Raw genomic sequence first — 16,422 nt, forward strand, 5'->3', positions numbered from 1 at the left:
AAGTATAACGGGGGATAGGGGAGAGGGGTAGGAGCGAGCTTGCTCGCGAAAAACCTGAGGGCGGCGCGTTCATTCAGGATGTACGCGTTATCGTTCACGCCCTTCGCGAGCAAGCCCGCTCCCACAGGGGATATGTGTCAGCCTTAGTTCTGGTACTGGCTCAACAACCGCTCCATGCGCGCATCCAGCCGGCGCTTGATCTCGGTTTCGATATGCGGGGCAAAATCGTCGATCACGTCTTGCATGATCAGTTGCGCGGCGGCGCGCAGTTCGTTATCCAGGTGCAGCAGCAGGGCGTCGGGCGCTTTTTCGGCGGCCGGTACGGCAACAGCCGCAGCCGGCGCAGCTTGCACCGCGGGCGTTTCGACAGGTTCCGGCGTAACCGGCTTGCCACCCACCATATCGAACAGCAGGGGAATTTGTACGTCACCGTTGACCGCATCGGTCAGCAATGGCGGTTGCAGGTCATCATCACCGAGCAGCTTGCGGATCGACTCAAGGTCGTCCAGCAGGTGGTCAGAGTCTTTTAGCGGGTTTGGAGTGTCCATCGTGTGCTCAAAGTCGTTGTAGCCGGTGATCTTGCAGAGAATAGCCCTGTTCGCGGTAGAAACGGAAACTCTCCCGCGCGGCCTGACGAATAGCCGGGTCTTCCACCACCACTTCCGCCACGCGGGCGAACCCCTTGGCGAAGGCCGGTACTTTCAGGTCAAGGTTGACCAGCAGGTCTGTGTGATCGCCGCAGTTGTCGCCCAAACCCAGTACCACCAGGCCTTCCGGTTCTGATTCGGCGGCACCGTGGGGCACGAAGCTTTCGCCCTTGAAGCGCCACAGGCGGGCGTCGAGGTCGTCACGCTGGGCGGCATCGCTGCAATGCAGGTAGATGCGGTGGCCCATGCGCCAGGCTTTTTCGGTGAGCTTGCAGGCAAAGTCCAGGCGCGCGGAAGGATCGGCGCTGGGCAATATATAGAAGTCGACTTGGGTCATTGCGGTTCCTGAGCCCCGGGCGGCTTTACAAGCGCCCGGGGATCTTCATTTTCAGGCTTTGGCGCGGTCCAGCAGGTACTGGGTCAGCAATGGAACCGGACGGCCAGTGGCGCCCTTGTCCTTGCCGCCGCTGGTCCAGGCGGTGCCGGCGATGTCCAGGTGGGCCCAGTTGAAGTTCTTGGCGAAACGCGACAGGAAGCACGCGGCGGTGATGGTGCCGGCTTTCGGGCCGCCAATGTTGGCGATGTCGGCGAACGGGCTGTCCAGCTGTTCCTGGTACTCATCGAACAGCGGCAGTTGCCAGGCGCGGTCGTCGGCAGCCTGGCCGGCGCTGAGCAGTTGGCCGATCAGTTCGTCGCTGTTGCCCAGCAGGCCCGACGTGTGGGCGCCCAGGGCAACCACGCAGGCACCGGTCAGGGTGGCGATGTCGATCACGGCTTGCGGCTTGAAGCGCTCGGCGTAGGTGAGTGCGTCGCACAGCACCAGGCGACCTTCGGCGTCAGTGTTGAGGATTTCCACGGTCTGGCCGCTGAGGGTGGTGACGATGTCGCCCGGACGGGTCGCGCCGCCGCTCGGCATGTTCTCGGCGCAGGCCAGGATGCACACCAGGTTGATCGGCAGCTTGAGTTCCAGCACGGCACGCAGGGTGCCGAACACGCTGGCGGCGCCGCCCATGTCGTACTTCATCTCGTCCATGCCCAGGCCCGGCTTGAGGCTGATGCCGCCGGTGTCGAAGGTGATGCCTTTACCGACCAGGGCAAATGGCTTCTCTGACTTCTTGCCGCCGTTGTATTGCATCACGATCAGGCGTGGCGGCTGGTCGCTGCCCTGGCCCACGGCATAGAACGAGCCCATGCCCAGTTCCTTGATCTTCTTCTCATCCAGGACTTCGACTTTCAGGCCCTTGAATTCCTTGCCCAGCGCCTTGGCTTGCTCGCCCAGGTAGGTTGGGTGGCAGATGTTCGGTGGCAGGTTGCCCAGGTCACGGGTGAACGCCATGCCGCCGGCGATGGCCTGGGCGTGGGTCACGGCGCGTTCGACTTCAGCCTGGGCCGCCTTGATGGTCAGCAGGGTGACTTTCTTCAGGGCGCGGGGTTCGGCCTTGGTGCTCTTGAACTGGTCGAAGACGTAGCCGCCGTCCAGCAGGCTTTCGGCCAGCAGGCGGGTCTTGCCGTAGCTGTCGCGGCCCTTGACCACGACTTCGTCCAGCGCCAGGGCTGCGTCGGTGCCGCCTAGGCCCTTGAGGGTGTTGAGGATGCCGGCGATGATCTTGCGGAACGGACGGTCGCCCAGTTCGGCGTCTTTACCAACGCCCACCAGCAATACGCGGTCGGCTTTAAGGTTAGGCAGGCTTTGCAGCAGCAGGCTTTGGCCGACCTTGCCGGCCAGGTCGCCGCGCTTGAGGACTGCGCTGATGGCGCCGCCGCTCAGTTCGTCCAGTTGCTTGGCGGCAACGCCCAGCTTGCGGCCTTCGCCGACAGCGACCACGAGGGTGGCGGTTTTCAACGTTTCGGGGCTAACGCTTTTTACAACCAGTTCCATTTTCGGGTCCCTTATAAAGGTCAGTGAGCCAGGAGTCTGTACTCCGGCTTGTAAGCTTGGCAGCCTGTAGGCCGCCCGCGACAAAGGCCGCAGTTTGAACCTCGCCGCCCGAGCCTGACAACCCTTGCGGGCAGCTTTGTGCACGCGTATGAGCAAGCTCCGTGACAGGTGCGGTCAATCACAGGATAATGCGCCATCTTTTTAGCCGGCCTGCAGCAATGGGTCGACTCGATATGCTTGCTTGTTTGGCCGCCTTAGCCTGACAACCCTGGAGTGTCTGGTTTGATCGTCTTCCGTTATCTATCCCGCGAAGTCCTGTTGACCCTGAGTGCCGTGAGTGCGGTATTGCTGGTCATCATCATGAGTGGTCGCTTCGTCAAATACCTCGCCCAGGCTGCCTCGGGTGCCCTGGATCCGGGTTCGCTGTTCCTGATCATGGGCTTTCGCCTGCCGGGCTTCCTGCAGCTGATCCTGCCATTGGGCCTGTTTCTCGGGATTCTGCTGGCCTACGGCCGCTTGTACCTTGAAAGCGAAATGACCGTGTTGTCGGCCACCGGCATGAGCCAGCAACGTTTGCTGGCCATGACCATGGTTCCGGCCACCGGTATCGCGCTGGTGGTGGCCTGGCTGAGCTTGAGCCTGGCGCCCCAGGGCGCCATGCAGTTCCAGCTGGTGCTGAACAAACAGGACGCCATGACCGAATTCGACACCCTGGAGCCGGGCCGCTTCCAAGCGCTCAACGACGGCACCCGGGTGACCTATACCGAGCAAATGTCGGATGACCGTGCCAACCTGGGAGGGGTGTTCATCTCCCAGAAAAATCTCGGCCAGAACCAGAAAGACCGTGGTATTTCGATTCTGGTGGCCGACAAGGGGCGCCAGGAAGTGCGTCCGGATGGCAGCCGTTACCTGATCCTGGAAGATGGCTATCGCTATGACGGCAGCCCCGGTCAGGCCGATTACCGCGCAATCAAGTACGACACCTATGGCGTGATGCTGGCCCGGCCGGATGTCAGCGATGAGGTCACCGACCGCGACGCGATCCCGACCCCCGACCTGATCGGCAGCAAGGAACTGCGTTCGATCGCCGAGCTGCAATGGCGGATTTCCCTGCCGCTGCTGGTGTTCATCGTGACCTTGATGGCCGTGCCGCTGTCCCGGGTCAACCCGCGCCAGGGCCGCTTCCTCAAGCTGCTGCCGGCGATCCTGCTTTATATGGCTTACCTGACCATCCTGATTTCCGCCCGCGGCTCCCTGGAGAAGGGCAAACTGCCGCCGGCCCTTGGGTTGTGGTGGGTCCACGGGGTCTTCCTGGCCATTGGCCTGGGGCTGCTTTATTGGGAACCGATGCGGTTGAAGATGCGGAGTCGTCGCAGCGTGAAGGAGATGGCTCGTGGTTAAGCTCGACCGCTACATTGGTAGCAGCGTCCTGGTCGCAATCCTTGCGGTATTGGGCATTATTCTGGGGCTGGCCTCGTTGTTCGCCTTCATTGATGAAGTCGGCAACGTCAGCGATACCTACACCGTTACCGACGTCCTGAGCTACGTGGCGCTGACGGCGCCCCGTCGCCTGTACGACATGATGCCGATGGCCGCGCTGATCGGCTGCCTGATCGGCCTGGGCAGCCTGGCCAGCAACAGCGAGCTGACCATCATGCGCGCGGCGGGTGTTTCCATCGGTCGCATCGTGTGGGCGGTCATGAAGCCCATGCTGTTGCTGATGGTGGTCAGCGTGCTGATCGGTGAATACGTGGCGCCTCCAGCCGAGTCCACGGCCCAGGCCAATCGTGCCCTGGCCCAGGGTTCGGGCGATGCCCAGAGCTCCAAGCATGGCCTGTGGCACCGCCAGGGTGAGGAGTTTATCCACATCAACGCCGTGCAGCCGGGTGGCTTGCTGGTGGGTGTCACCCGCTACCACTTCGACAAGGAACGTCACCTGCTGTCGTCGAGCTTCGCCAAACGTGCGCAGTACGCCGACGAAAAGTGGCAACTGAGCGATGTGACCACCACCTATTTCCGTGATATCGGCAAGGGTGCGGCATCGACCACCGAAGTGATCAATGTGCCGACGGAGCAGTGGGATATTTCCCTCAAGCCCGAATTGCTGAATACCGTGGTGATGATCCCGGAAAGCCTGCCTATCTCCGGCCTGTGGGGGTATATCCATTACCTCAAGGACCAGGGCTTGAACAACGGCCGTTACTGGCTGGCGTTTTGGGTCAAGGTGTTGCAGCCGGTGGTGACGGCCGCGCTGGTGCTGATGGCGATCTCGTTCATCTTTGGCCCGTTGCGTTCCGTGACCCTCGGCCAGCGCGTGTTTACCGGCGTACTGGTGGGTTTCACCTTCCGTATCGCCCAGGACCTGCTGGGGCCGTCCAGCCTGGTATTCGGTTTCTCGCCGCTGTTTGCGGTGCTGGTGCCGACCGCCATCTGCGCCGTGGCCGGCTTCTGGCTGTTGCGTCGGGCCGGTTGAGCCCGCGCTTATGAACAAAAAATGCCCCGTTCGAACGACCGGGGCATTTTTGTTCTTGGTCGCCATGGATGACGTCTGGTCTGCGCATCAGGTACAATTCCCGGCTATTTTTCAGCGGGCAGTCTGCCTGCAGCCTTTTTGAGTGTTGATCCGTGAGTGATTTGAGTCATATCCGCAATTTCTCCATCATCGCCCACATTGACCATGGCAAGTCGACGCTGGCCGATCGATTCATCCAGATGTGCGGCGGCCTTGCCGAGCGTGAAATGGAAGCCCAGGTGCTGGACTCCATGGACCTCGAGCGCGAGCGCGGGATCACCATCAAGGCCCACAGCGTAACCCTGTACTACACCGCCAAAGACGGTATCAAGTACCAGCTCAACTTCATTGACACCCCGGGTCACGTCGACTTCACCTATGAAGTCAGCCGTTCCCTGGCGGCCTGCGAAGGTGCGTTGCTGGTAGTGGACGCGGGCCAGGGCGTTGAAGCCCAGTCCGTGGCCAACTGCTACACCGCCATCGAGCAAGGCCTGGAGGTGATGCCGGTGCTGAACAAGATCGACCTGCCACAGGCCGATCCGGACCGCGTCAAGGAAGAGATCGAGAAGATCATCGGCATTGACGCCACCGACGCCGTCGAGTGCAGCGCCAAGACCGGCCTGGGCGTCGACGAAGTGCTCGAGCGCCTGGTCAAGACCATTCCAGCCCCCACCGGCAACTACGAAGATCCGCTGCAAGCGTTGATCATCGACTCCTGGTTCGACAACTACCTGGGCGTTGTTTCCCTGGTACGCGTGCGCCACGGCCGTGTGAAGAAGGGCGACAAGATCCTGGTCAAGTCCACCGGCAAGATCCACCTGGTGGACAGCGTCGGTGTATTCAACCCGAAGCACACGGCTACCACTGATCTGAAAGCCGGCGAAGTAGGCTTCATCATCGCCGGTATCAAGGACATCCACGGTGCACCGGTAGGTGACACCCTGACCTTGAGCTCCACCCCTGACGTCGACGTGCTGCCGGGCTTCAAACGCATCCAGCCGCAGGTTTACGCCGGCCTGTTCCCGGTCAGCTCCGACGACTTCGAGGACTTCCGCGAAGCCCTGCAGAAGCTGACCCTCAACGACTCGTCGTTGCAGTACACCCCGGAAAGCTCCGACGCCCTGGGCTTCGGTTTCCGCTGCGGGTTCCTGGGCATGCTGCACATGGAAATCATCCAGGAGCGCCTCGAGCGCGAATACGACCTGGACCTGATCACCACCGCGCCGACGGTTATTTTTGAACTGGCGCTGAAAACCGGTGAAACGATTTACGTCGACAACCCGTCCAAGCTTCCGGATCTGTCTTCCATCGAAGACATGCGCGAACCGATCGTGCGGGCCAATATTCTTGTGCCGCAAGAGCATCTGGGCAACGTCATTACCCTGTGTATCGAAAAGCGTGGCGTACAGCACGACATGCTGTTCCTCGGTACCCAGGTGCAAGTGACCTACGATTTGCCGATGAACGAAGTGGTCCTGGACTTCTTCGACCGTCTCAAATCCACCAGCCGCGGCTATGCTTCGCTGGATTACCATTTTGACCGTTACCAATCAGCTAATCTGGTGAAGCTGGATGTACTGATCAACGGCGACAAGGTAGATGCCCTGGCGCTGATCGTGCACAAGGACAACGCGCACTACAAAGGTCGCCAGTTGACCGAGAAGATGAAAGAACTGATTCCGCGCCAGATGTTCGACGTTGCGATCCAGGCCGCCATTGGCGGGCAGATCATTGCACGGACTTCCGTCAAGGCACTCAGAAAGAACGTACTGGCCAAATGCTATGGCGGCGACGTCAGCCGTAAGCGCAAGCTGCTCGAGAAGCAAAAGGCCGGTAAAAAACGCATGAAGCAAGTGGGTAACGTGGAAATTCCACAAGAAGCCTTCCTTGCGGTGCTCAGGTTGGATAGTTAGGTCCTATGTCACTAAATTTCCCGCTGTTGCTGGTCATCGCCGTTGCCGTTTGCGGTCTATTGGCGTTGCTCGATCTGGTGTTCTTCGCCCCGCGTCGCCGGGCAGCCATCGCGTCCTATCAGGGCAGCGTCAGCCAGCCCGATGTGGCGGTGATCGAGAAACTGAACAAAGAGCCGATGCTGGTTGAATACGGCAAGTCGTTCTTCCCGGTGTTGTTCATCGTGCTGGTGCTGCGTTCGTTCCTGGTGGAACCGTTTCAGATCCCTTCGGGCTCGATGAAACCTACCCTGGACGTGGGCGACTTCATCCTGGTGAACAAGTTTTCCTACGGGATCCGCTTGCCGGTGATCGACAAGAAAGTGATCGAGATCGGTGACCCGCAGCGCGGCGATGTGATGGTGTTTCGCTACCCAAGCGACCCGAACGTCAACTACATCAAGCGTGTAGTGGGCCTGCCGGGCGACGTGATTCGCTACACCAGTGACAAGCGCCTGTTCGTCAACGGCGAGTCGGTGGCAGAAAAACTGATCGGTTCCGAGCCGAACACCCTGGGCAGCGCCGAGCTGTACCAGGAAAAACTCGGGGCGGTAGAGCACGAAATCCGCAAGGAGATGAGCCGCTACCGTTCGCCGCCTGACAACCAGTGGACAGTGCCTGCCGGGCACTACTTCATGATGGGCGACAACCGCGACAACTCCAACGACAGCCGCTACTGGGATGACCCGAATATTCCCAAGGACCTGCTGGGCATGGTCCCCGACCAGAATATCGTCGGCAAGGCCTTCGCGGTCTGGATGAGTTGGCCGGAACCCAAGCTCAGCCACCTGCCGAACTTCTCGCGGGTCGGGCTGATCAAGTAATCCATGCGGCGCTGTGAACACAGCGCCGAATGCTTTTCTGGGGCTTGGACAAAACCAGGCCCCATGCAGCAACCACCAGGATTTGAATTTGAACACAGCGTTAATCGTCGCAGGCCACCGGTGCCTCGAACTGAATGTGGGTAAACCGTGAGCGTTTCTCTAAGCCGTCTCGAGCGCCAGCTCGGCTACACCTTCAAGGATCAGGAATTGATGATCCTTGCCCTCACACACCGCAGTTTTGCCGGGCGTAACAACGAGCGCCTGGAATTCCTCGGTGATGCCATCCTCAATTTCGTCGCCGGCGAAGCCCTGTTCAATCGCTTCCCGCTGGCCCGCGAAGGCCAGTTGTCGCGCTTGCGTGCGCGCCTGGTGAAAGGCGAGACCCTGGCTGTACTGGCCCGTGGTTTCGACCTGGGTGATTACCTGCGCCTGGGCTCCGGCGAGCTTAAGAGCGGCGGTTTCCGTCGCGAGTCGATCCTGGCCGACGCCCTTGAGGCACTGATCGGCGCGATCTACCTCGACGCGGGCATGGAAGCGGCCAAGGAGCGCGTCGTCGCCTGGCTGTCGACCGAAATCGAAAGCCTGACGCTGGTAGACACCAACAAAGATCCAAAGACCCGCCTGCAGGAATTCCTGCAGTCCCGTGGTTGCGACCTGCCGCGTTACGAAGTGGTGGATATCCAGGGTGAGCCGCATTGCCGAGTCTTCTTCGTCGAATGCGAAATCACCTTACTGAATGAAAAAAGCCGAGGTCAGGGTGTGAGCCGTCGTATTGCCGAACAGGTAGCGGCCGCTGCAGCACTGATTGCCCTGGGCGTGGAGAATGGCCATGACTGATTCAACCGCAACTCGCTGTGGCTATGTTGCCATCGTCGGCCGTCCGAACGTGGGCAAGTCCACGTTGCTGAACCACATCCTGGGACAGAAGCTGGCGATCACCTCGCGCAAGCCCCAGACCACCCGCCACAACATGCTGGGCATCAAGACCGAAGGCGCCGTACAGGCTGTCTACGTTGATACCCCGGGCATGCACAAAGGCGGCGAAAAGGCCCTCAACCGCTACATGAACAAAACCGCTTCGGCAGCGTTGAAAGACGTCGACGTGGTGATCTTCGTGGTCGACCGTACCAAGTGGACCGACGAAGACCAGATGGTTCTGGAGCGCGTGCAGTACGTCACCGGCCCGTTGATCGTCGCGTTGAACAAGACTGACCGCATCGAAGACAAGGCCGAGCTGATGCCGCACCTGAGCTGGCTGCAGGAACAACTGCCGAACGCCCAGATCATGCCGATCTCGGCCCAGCACGGGCACAACCTTGAAGCCCTGGAACGTGTGATTGCTGGCTACCTGCCGGAGAACGAACACTTCTTCCCGGAAGACCAGATCACCGACCGCAGCAGCCGTTTCCTCGCCGCCGAACTGGTACGCGAGAAAATCATGCGCCAGATGGGTGCCGAGCTGCCGTACCAGATCACCGTCGAAATCGAAGAGTTCAAGCAGCAGGGCAAGACCCTGCATATCCATGCGTTGATCCTCGTTGAGCGTGATGGCCAGAAGAAAATCATCATTGGCGACAAGGGCGAGCGCATCAAGCGCATCGGCACCGAAGCGCGCAAGGACATGGAATTGCTGTTTGATTCCAAGATCATGCTCAACCTGTGGGTGAAGGTTAAGGGCGGTTGGTCCGATGATGAGCGCGCGTTGCGTTCGTTGGGTTACGGCGACCTGTAACAGGTCTCCGGAACACCGCAGGACAAATGTGGGAGCGGGCTTGCTCGCGAATGCAGGGTGTCAGTCACCAGATGTGTTGACTGACACCCTGCATTCGCGAGCAAGCCCGCTCCCACATTGATAGTCGTTGTTTTCCAGACCGTGTTCCCGCAGCGAGAACCCCATGTCTCAAACCCCACCCACCGGCCAACCCGCCTACGTCTTGCACAGCCGCGCCTACCGCGAGACAAGCGCCCTGGTGGACTTCCTCACGCCCCAAGGCCGCCTGCGCGCGGTCTTGCGCAGTGCACGTGGCAAGGCCGGCACCCTGGCGCGGCCCTTCGTGGCCCTGGAAGTGGAGTTTCGTGGACGCGGCGAGCTGAAGAACGTCGGCCGCATGGAAGCTGCCGGCGCCTCCAACTGGCTCAACGGTGAGGCGCTGTTCAGCGGCCTCTACCTCAACGAATTGCTGATCCGCCTGCTCCCCGCCGAAGACCCGCACCCCGGCGTCTTCGATCATTATGCCGCCACCTTGCTCGCCCTCGCCGAAGGCCGTCCCCTGGAGCCGCTGCTGCGCGCATTCGAATGGCGCCTGCTGGATGACTTGGGCTACGGCTTCGAACTGAGCAACGACCTGCACGGCGAGCCCATCGCCGCCGACGGCATGTACCGCCTGCAAGTGGACGCAGGCCTGGAGCGGGTCTACCTGCTGCAACCCGGCCTGTTCCAGGGCACCGAATTGCTCGCCATGAGCGAAGCCGACTGGACCGCCCCCGGCGCCCTGTCCGCCGCCAAGCGCCTGATGCGCCAAGCCCTGGCCGTGCATCTGGGCGGTCGGCCACTGGTCAGCCGCGAGTTGTTTCGAAAGCCCTGACATCCCCGTGTATGCTGTGCAGCGATTCCTTCCCTCTTCAGGAGCGCTTTTCGTGACCACCAGCAATCGCATTCTTCTCGGCGTGAACATCGACCACGTAGCCACCCTGCGCCAGGCCCGGGGCACCCGTTACCCGGACCCGGTCAAGGCCGCGCTGGACGCCGAAGAAGCGGGCGCCGACGGCATCACCGTGCACCTGCGCGAAGACCGGCGCCACATCCAGGAGCGCGACGTGCTGCTGCTCAAGGACGTGCTGCAAACCCGCATGAACTTCGAAATGGGCGTCACCGAGGAAATGATGGCGTTCGCCGAGCGCATCCGCCCGGCGCATATCTGCCTGGTGCCGGAAACCCGCCAGGAACTGACCACCGAAGGCGGCCTCGATGTGGCTGGCCAGGAAGCGCGGATCAAGGCTGCCGTGGAGCGCCTGTCGAAGATCGGCAGTGAAGTCTCGCTGTTCATTGATGCCGACGAGCGCCAGATCGAAGCTTCGCGCCGTGTCGGTGCCCCGGCCATCGAACTGCACACCGGCCGTTATGCCGACGCGACCACGCCGACCGAAGTTGCCGACGAATTACAGCGCATCATCGACGGCGTCAACTGCGGCCTGGGCGAAGGCCTGATCGTCAACGCCGGCCACGGCCTGCACTACCATAACGTCGAAGCCGTGGCTGCGATCAAGGGCATCAACGAGCTGAACATCGGCCATGCGCTGGTGGCGCACGCGCTGTTCGTCGGCTTCAAAGGCGCCGTCGCCGAGATGAAGGCCTTGATTCTGGCCGCCGCCAAACATTAAAAGAGCGCTGAAGATCCAATGTGGGAGCGGGCTTGCTCGCGAAGGCGGTGGGTCTGTTACTCATGCATCGTCTGACACGCCGCTTTCGCGAGCAAGCCCGCTCCCACACAAGCCCGCTCCCACATGTGGCAATGCGAACCCTTACTGTTTAGGTGATGCCGGTGTATGGTATCTGCCCTTTGCGGGTCTCGGACCCGCGGCAGATACGTGAGGTTGTTGTGTCCCAATCGTTTTCCCGTCGACAAATCCTGGGTGGTCTTGCCGGTCTCGCGGTGGTGGGCGTCGGTGCCGGTGGCGCCTATCGCTACTGGCTCGGGAAGGTGGCCGAGGCCGAGGCGGGGCACGATTACGAGCTGATCGCCGCGCCGCTGGACGTGGAGCTGGTGCCGGGGCACAAGACCCAGGCCTGGGCCTTCGGCCCTTCGGCGCCGGGCACCGAGTTGCGAGTGCGCCAGGGTGAATGGCTGCGGGTACGCTTTATCAACCACCTGCCGGTCGCCACCACCATCCACTGGCATGGCATTCGCCTGCCGCTGGAAATGGACGGCGTGCCGTATGTCTCGCAATTGCCGGTACTGCCGGGCGAATACTTCGACTACAAATTCCGCGTGCCCGATGCCGGCAGCTATTGGTATCACCCCCACGTGAACAGCAGCGAAGAACTGGGCCGTGGCCTGGTGGGCCCGCTGATCATCGAGGAGCGCGAACCCACCGGTTTCAAGCACGAACGCACCCTGAGCCTGAAAAGCTGGCACGTGGACGAAGAGGGCGCTTTTGTCGCCTTCAGCATTCCCCGCGAAGCGGCCCGGGGCGGCACCGCCGGACGCCTGTCGACCATCAATGGCGTGTCCCAGGCGGTGATTGATTTGCCGGCCGGGCAGATCACCCGTGTGCGCCTGCTCAACCTCGATAACACCCTGACCTATCGCATCAACATCCCCGACGTTGAAGCGCAGATCTATGCCCTGGACGGCAACCCCATCGAACCGCGCCCGCTGGGCAAGGAATACTGGCTCGGCCCTGGCATGCGCATCTGCCTGGCGATCAAGGCGCCGCCCGCCGGTGAAGAATTGTCGATCCGCAACGGCCCGGTACGCCTGGGCACCTTCCGCTCGGTGGCCAGCACCGACACGGCGACCGAATGGCCGCCTGCGTTGCCGGCGAACCCGATTGCCGAGCCGGACCTGGCCAATGCCGAGAAACTCAACTTCAATTTCGAATGGGTTGGATCGGTCTCGGTGAACGTGGACAATAAGCCACCGAGCCTGTGGCAGATCAACGGCCAGGCCTGGGACATCACCGACAAGACCTGCGCCGACCGCCCGATTGCCAAGCTTGCAAAGGGCAAGAGCTACATTTTCGAATTGAAGAACATGACCCAGTACCAACACCCGATCCACCTGCACGGCATGAGTTTCAAGGTCATCGCCTCGAACCGCCACAAGGTGATTCCGTACTTCACCGACACCTACCTGCTGGGCAAGAACGAGCGTGCCCGCGTGGCGCTGGTGGCGGATAACCCGGGTGTCTGGATGTTCCACTGCCATGTGATCGACCACATGGAAACCGGCCTGATGGCCGCCATCGAGGTGGCGTGATGCGCCAGTTTCGCCCCACGGCGATTATCGACCGCAGCCGCGACCAGGACTTCATGCGTGAAGCGCTGGCCCTGGCTGCCCAGGGGGCCGCGCTGGGCGAAGTGCCGGTGGGCGCGGTGCTGGTGCAGGATGGCGAAGTGATCGGGCGCGGCTTCAACTGCCCCATCAGCGGCAACGACCCCAGTGCGCATGCCGAGATGGTCGCGATTCGGGCCGCTGCTCAGGCTGTCAGCAATTACCGGCTGCCGGGCAGCACGCTCTACGTCACGCTGGAGCCGTGCAGCATGTGCGCCGGGCTGATCGTGCATTCACGGATTGCCCGGGTGGTGTACGGCGCGCTGGAGCCCAAAGCCGGAATTGTGCAAAGCCAGGGGCAGTTTTTTACCCAGGGCTTTCTCAACCATCGGGTGCTGTATGAGGGCGGGGTGTTGGCCGAGGAGTGCGGGACGGTGTTGAGCGAGTTCTTCAAGGCGCGAAGAGCCAAAGGCTGACGCGATGCCCTGTGGCGAGGGAGCTTGCTCCCGCTGGGCTGCGTAGCGGCCCCAAAATCCGGGGAGCGCTGCGCACTCCAGCGGGAGCAAGCTCCCTCGCCACAACAGCAGTCTTATTTCTTCAACACAACAGCAGTCTTATTTCTTCGCGACAATCACCGCCCGCATCGGCGCCGGCAGCCCTTCGATGGTCTTGCTGTGATCTTCAGGGTCCAGGAAGTCGCTGAGGGACTGATACTTCATCCACTCCGTGCCGCGCTGTTCCTCGACCGTGGTCACGCTCACATCCACACAGCGCACCTCACTGAAGCCCGCACGCCGCAGCCACAGCATCAGCGCCGGCACCGACGGCAGGAACCAAACGTTGCGCATCTGCGCGTAGCGGTCTTCCGGCACCAGCACTTGCTGCTGATCGCCTTCAACCACCAGCGTCTCCAGCACCAGCTCCCCACCCTTGACCAGACAATCCTTCAGCGCCAGCAAATGCTCGATGGGCGAGCGGCGATGGTAGAACACGCCCATGGAAAATACCGTGTCGAAGCCTTCCATGTTCGACGGCAGGTCTTCAAACGGGAACGGCAGGTGCCAGGCCTTGGGCGTCGGCAGATAACGCTGCACCGCCTGGAACTGGCAGAAGAACAACCAGTTCGGGTCGACGCCAATCACACTGTCGGCGCCGGCGCCGAGCATGCGCCACATGTAATAGCCGTTGCCACAGCCCACATCGAGGATCCGTTTGCCCTTGAGGTCCAGGTGCGGCGCGACCCGCGACCATTTCCAGTCCGAGCGCCATTCGGTGTCCACGTGCACGCCGAACAGATCGAACGGGCCCTTGCGCCACGGGCAAAGGCCCATCAGCGCAGTACGCATTTGCGCACGGGTGTCGTCGTCGCAGTCGGTATCCAGCACCAGGCCGTTCAGCAGGTCGATTTCACTGGGCATGATCTTCGGCAGCGCATCCAGCGCGCTCTGCCAGCGTTCCAGGTCGCCATGGCCTTTTTCCATCTTTGCATCGAGTTGCGCTTGCAGGCCCTGGGCCCATACGGCCAGGGGAGTGCCGACCAGATGGCGGGCGAGGGGAGACAGATCAATCATGGCAAGGCAATCAACGAAGCAAAGTTAAGACACTGGAACCACGGCACGACTTTCGAGAACCCGGCCGCCAGCAGGCGTTCGCGGTGTTCTTCGAGGCTGTCGGGCTTCATGACGTTTTCGATGGCGCTGCGCTTCTGGGCGATTTCCAGTTCGCTGTAGCCGTTGGCACGCTTGAAGGCGATGTGCAAGTCGGTGAGCAGCGCATGTTCTTCCGGGTCATTGAAGCGCAGCTTTTCCGAAAGGATCAGCGCGCCGCCCGGCAGCAGCGATTGGCGAATGCGCGAGAGCAAGGCCAGGCGTTGTTCGGGGGCGATGAATTGCAGGGTGAAGTTCAGCGCCACCACCGAAGCCGGCTGGAATTGCAGGGCGAGGATATCGCCCTCGATCACCTCCACCGGCAGCAACTCCTGGAACATCGAGTCCTGGCCATTGAGGTATTCGCGGCAACGCTCGACCATCGCCGCCGAGTTATCCACCGCGATCACCCGGCAACCGTCGGTGCGCACGTGACGGCGCAGGGCCTGGGTCACCGCGCCGAGGGATGAACCGAGGTCGTAGAGCACGCTATTGGGCTGGGCAAACTGCGCCGCGAGTACGCCGAGGTTCTCGACGATGGTCGGGTAGCCGGGCACCGAGCGCTTGATCATGTCCGGGAAAACCCGCACCACGTCTTCGTTGAAGGCGAAGTCCGGCACCTGGGGCAGGGGCTGGGCGAATAGGCGATCGGGTTCTTTGCTCACGGCTGTTCCGGCGACGAAGGGGGAAAGCCGGGCATTTTAGCGTAGGAGCTGGCTTGCCGGCGATGTTCGTTAACGATGACGCGGACTTTCTGGATGAACGCGGCAACTGTGGGTTTTTTCGCTGGCAAGCCAGCTCCTACAGGTTGACGGTTTTTTTCTGAGGAAAGGAAGAGGCCGTAATGCCCCACTGCCCCAGCCAGTAGCTGACGATCAGCAAATACGGCGCCGCTTCAAACGCCACCACAAACCGATTGATCCCGATCAGCGTGTCGGAAAACACGAACGACGCCGCACCTGCGGCCGCCAGGTATGCCGAGCGCTTGGGCACGCCGCTGCCCAACCGCGCAAGCGCTCGCCACAGCATCGCGCTGATCACCAGCGCATACACCACCACCGGCACCAGCAATGGGCCCAGGCCATGGGAAATCAGAATGCTCAGCAAGATCGCGCCCACCACCAGCGCCAGTACCAGCGGCAAAATCGCCGGGCGGCGGCAGTCGCTCAAGTAGGCTTTCAGGTACGCCAGGTGTGCGAACAAAAACGCACCGAGGCCGAAGATGAACAGGTCGCCGGGCCAGGCCAGCAGCACGTCGCCCACCAGGGAAAAAATCAGCCCCAGGCTGATCCAGCGTCGATAGTCAGTGGGCGGCGCATCATGCAGCCAGCCCAGCAGCGCCAGTACCGGCAATGGCTTTACCAACAGGCAGAGCAGGGTGGCGTGGGTGCTCAGGCCGTAGATAAAGGTTACCGCCCCCATCAACGCAAGGATCATCCATGGCATATCAGTTCACCGTAATGGCGCAGTCGAAGGTTTCGGCCGGTTCTGCTTCCGGCTCCCAGGGTTGTTGTGAGGTGAGGCGCAAACGGCCCTGGCCGGCGTTGAAGGCCTGGAAGCGCCAGGTGGATTGGCCGCCACTGCCGACCACGCCGGTGTCGTCGGTGTTGCTGTAGACCTCGGGGCTCAGGCTGCGCAGCACGCCGCCGGCCGAGTCCTGGATGGCCCAGCGGTAACCGGTGGTGGGATTGCTGGGCAGGGTCAGGATCAGGTTTTGCCCGGTCTTGAGTTGCAGCGGGCAGGCGCTCTGTTTTTCCACGGTGACGTTTTGCTTCGGCGCACTGGCGCAGGCGGCGAGCAGGCAAAGGCTCAGGGGGAGAAGCAGACGGGCAGCGGTCATGGGGGCTCCGTTGTTTGGCGACGAAGGGCGAGCATAACCGAAGATGAGACAAGGTGTGACAGATGGCGTTGTGTTGGCTGCACCGGCCTCTTCGCGAGCAAGCCCGCTCCCACATTCGACCGCATTCCAAA

At 61.6% G+C, this 16,422-nt stretch carries 17 protein-coding genes; 10 read left to right on the forward strand and 7 right to left on the reverse strand.

The window, feature by feature from the left end; translation table 11 throughout:
- Window positions 1-143 precede the first annotated feature (143 nt).
- From QF039_RS00855 to QF039_RS00865, 3 genes are read right to left on the reverse strand one after another with little or no spacing between them, the layout of a single operon-like run.
- Entirely contained in the window at window positions 144-548 is a 405-nt protein-coding gene (locus QF039_RS00855) for a DNA polymerase III subunit chi (RefSeq protein WP_177027932.1), read from the reverse strand.
- 7 nt (window positions 549-555) lie between these two features.
- Complete coding sequence (locus QF039_RS00860; protein ID WP_087695165.1) at window positions 556-984, reverse strand: DNA polymerase III subunit chi; 429 nt, start codon at window positions 982-984, stop codon at window positions 556-558.
- Window positions 985-1,035: 51 nt separating this feature from the next.
- On the reverse strand, window positions 1,036-2,526 hold the full coding sequence (locus QF039_RS00865) for a leucyl aminopeptidase (RefSeq protein ID WP_003210444.1): 1,491 nt from the start codon (window positions 2,524-2,526) through the stop codon (window positions 1,036-1,038).
- A 282-nt stretch (window positions 2,527-2,808) separates the two neighbouring features.
- On the opposite strand from QF039_RS00865, the gene lptF reads away from it, so the two are divergent.
- The 10 genes from lptF (at window position 2,809) to tadA (ending at window position 13,281) form a co-directional block, all read left to right on the forward strand.
- Entirely contained in the window at window positions 2,809-3,927 is a 1,119-nt protein-coding gene (gene lptF / locus QF039_RS00870; RefSeq protein ID WP_003210442.1) for an LPS export ABC transporter permease LptF, read from the forward strand.
- Window positions 3,920-4,999, forward strand: a complete 1,080-nt coding sequence (gene lptG, locus QF039_RS00875) for an LPS export ABC transporter permease LptG (protein WP_003210440.1) — start codon at window positions 3,920-3,922, stop codon at window positions 4,997-4,999. The genes lptF and lptG overlap by 8 nt, the downstream gene beginning before the upstream one ends.
- 152 nt (window positions 5,000-5,151) lie before the next feature.
- On the forward strand, window positions 5,152-6,951 hold the full coding sequence (lepA, locus tag QF039_RS00880; protein ID WP_003210439.1) for a translation elongation factor 4: 1,800 nt from the start codon (window positions 5,152-5,154) through the stop codon (window positions 6,949-6,951).
- 5 nt (window positions 6,952-6,956) lie between these two features.
- A complete protein-coding gene (lepB, locus tag QF039_RS00885) occupies window positions 6,957-7,811 on the forward strand; it encodes a signal peptidase I (RefSeq protein WP_003210437.1) in 855 nt (284 codons plus the stop codon).
- A 147-nt stretch (window positions 7,812-7,958) separates the two neighbouring features.
- The gene (rnc, locus tag QF039_RS00890) at window positions 7,959-8,648 is read left to right on the forward strand and encodes a ribonuclease III (RefSeq protein ID WP_003210434.1); all 690 of its coding nucleotides are present in this window, start codon (window positions 7,959-7,961) and stop codon (window positions 8,646-8,648) included.
- Window positions 8,641-9,543: a GTPase Era gene (era, locus tag QF039_RS00895; protein WP_003210432.1), complete on the forward strand. Its 903-nt coding sequence runs from the start codon at window positions 8,641-8,643 to the stop codon at window positions 9,541-9,543. Before rnc ends, era begins: the two co-directional genes overlap by 8 nt.
- A 163-nt stretch (window positions 9,544-9,706) precedes the next feature.
- Window positions 9,707-10,396: a DNA repair protein RecO gene (recO, locus tag QF039_RS00900; RefSeq protein ID WP_003210428.1), complete on the forward strand. Its 690-nt coding sequence runs from the start codon at window positions 9,707-9,709 to the stop codon at window positions 10,394-10,396.
- Window positions 10,397-10,448: 52 nt separating this feature from the next.
- Window positions 10,449-11,192, forward strand: a complete 744-nt coding sequence (gene pdxJ / locus QF039_RS00905; protein ID WP_003210427.1) for a pyridoxine 5'-phosphate synthase — start codon at window positions 10,449-10,451, stop codon at window positions 11,190-11,192.
- A gap of 218 nt (window positions 11,193-11,410) precedes the next feature.
- Complete coding sequence (locus QF039_RS00910; RefSeq protein ID WP_087695164.1) at window positions 11,411-12,790, forward strand: multicopper oxidase family protein; 1,380 nt, start codon at window positions 11,411-11,413, stop codon at window positions 12,788-12,790.
- Complete coding sequence (gene tadA / locus QF039_RS00915; protein ID WP_003210422.1) at window positions 12,790-13,281, forward strand: tRNA adenosine(34) deaminase TadA; 492 nt, start codon at window positions 12,790-12,792, stop codon at window positions 13,279-13,281. Before QF039_RS00910 ends, tadA begins: the two co-directional genes overlap by 1 nt.
- Window positions 13,282-13,419: 138 nt before the next feature.
- Here the strand turns inward: tadA and cmoB are convergent, their stop codons facing one another.
- From cmoB to QF039_RS00935, 4 genes are all read right to left on the reverse strand, one after another.
- On the reverse strand, window positions 13,420-14,376 hold the full coding sequence (cmoB, locus tag QF039_RS00920; protein ID WP_003210420.1) for a tRNA 5-methoxyuridine(34)/uridine 5-oxyacetic acid(34) synthase CmoB: 957 nt from the start codon (window positions 14,374-14,376) through the stop codon (window positions 13,420-13,422).
- The gene (gene cmoA / locus QF039_RS00925) at window positions 14,373-15,116 is read right to left on the reverse strand and encodes a carboxy-S-adenosyl-L-methionine synthase CmoA (RefSeq protein ID WP_093201534.1); all 744 of its coding nucleotides are present in this window, start codon (window positions 15,114-15,116) and stop codon (window positions 14,373-14,375) included. The genes cmoB and cmoA overlap by 4 nt, the downstream gene beginning before the upstream one ends.
- A gap of 136 nt (window positions 15,117-15,252) precedes the next feature.
- Window positions 15,253-15,897 (reverse strand): lysoplasmalogenase, encoded by a 645-nt coding sequence (locus QF039_RS00930; RefSeq protein WP_003210415.1) that lies wholly within the window; start codon window positions 15,895-15,897, stop codon window positions 15,253-15,255.
- A gap of 1 nt (window position 15,898) precedes the next feature.
- Window positions 15,899-16,291: a protease inhibitor I42 family protein gene (locus QF039_RS00935; protein WP_003210413.1), complete on the reverse strand. Its 393-nt coding sequence runs from the start codon at window positions 16,289-16,291 to the stop codon at window positions 15,899-15,901.
- Between the last annotated feature and the right edge of the window lie 131 nt (window positions 16,292-16,422).

Source organism: Pseudomonas sp. W2I6, assembly GCF_030815935.1.
GTDB lineage: Bacteria > Pseudomonadota > Gammaproteobacteria > Pseudomonadales > Pseudomonadaceae > Aquipseudomonas.

Coding starts and splice junctions, on each gene's coding strand:
- QF039_RS00855 (WP_177027932.1), bottom strand. CDS start 548: ATGGACACTCCAAACCCGCTAAAAGACTCTGACCACCTGCTGGACGAC.
- QF039_RS00860 (WP_087695165.1), bottom strand. CDS start 984: ATGACCCAAGTCGACTTCTATATATTGCCCAGCGCCGATCCTTCCGCG.
- QF039_RS00865 (WP_003210444.1), bottom strand. CDS start 2,526: ATGGAACTGGTTGTAAAAAGCGTTAGCCCCGAAACGTTGAAAACCGCC.
- lepB (WP_003210437.1), top strand. CDS start 6,957: ATGTCACTAAATTTCCCGCTGTTGCTGGTCATCGCCGTTGCCGTTTGC.
- era (WP_003210432.1), top strand. CDS start 8,641: ATGACTGATTCAACCGCAACTCGCTGTGGCTATGTTGCCATCGTCGGC.
- recO (WP_003210428.1), top strand. CDS start 9,707: ATGTCTCAAACCCCACCCACCGGCCAACCCGCCTACGTCTTGCACAGC.
- tadA (WP_003210422.1), top strand. CDS start 12,790: ATGCGCCAGTTTCGCCCCACGGCGATTATCGACCGCAGCCGCGACCAG.
- cmoB (WP_003210420.1), bottom strand. CDS start 14,376: ATGATTGATCTGTCTCCCCTCGCCCGCCATCTGGTCGGCACTCCCCTG.
- QF039_RS00930 (WP_003210415.1), bottom strand. CDS start 15,897: ATGCCATGGATGATCCTTGCGTTGATGGGGGCGGTAACCTTTATCTAC.
- QF039_RS00935 (WP_003210413.1), bottom strand. CDS start 16,291: ATGACCGCTGCCCGTCTGCTTCTCCCCCTGAGCCTTTGCCTGCTCGCC.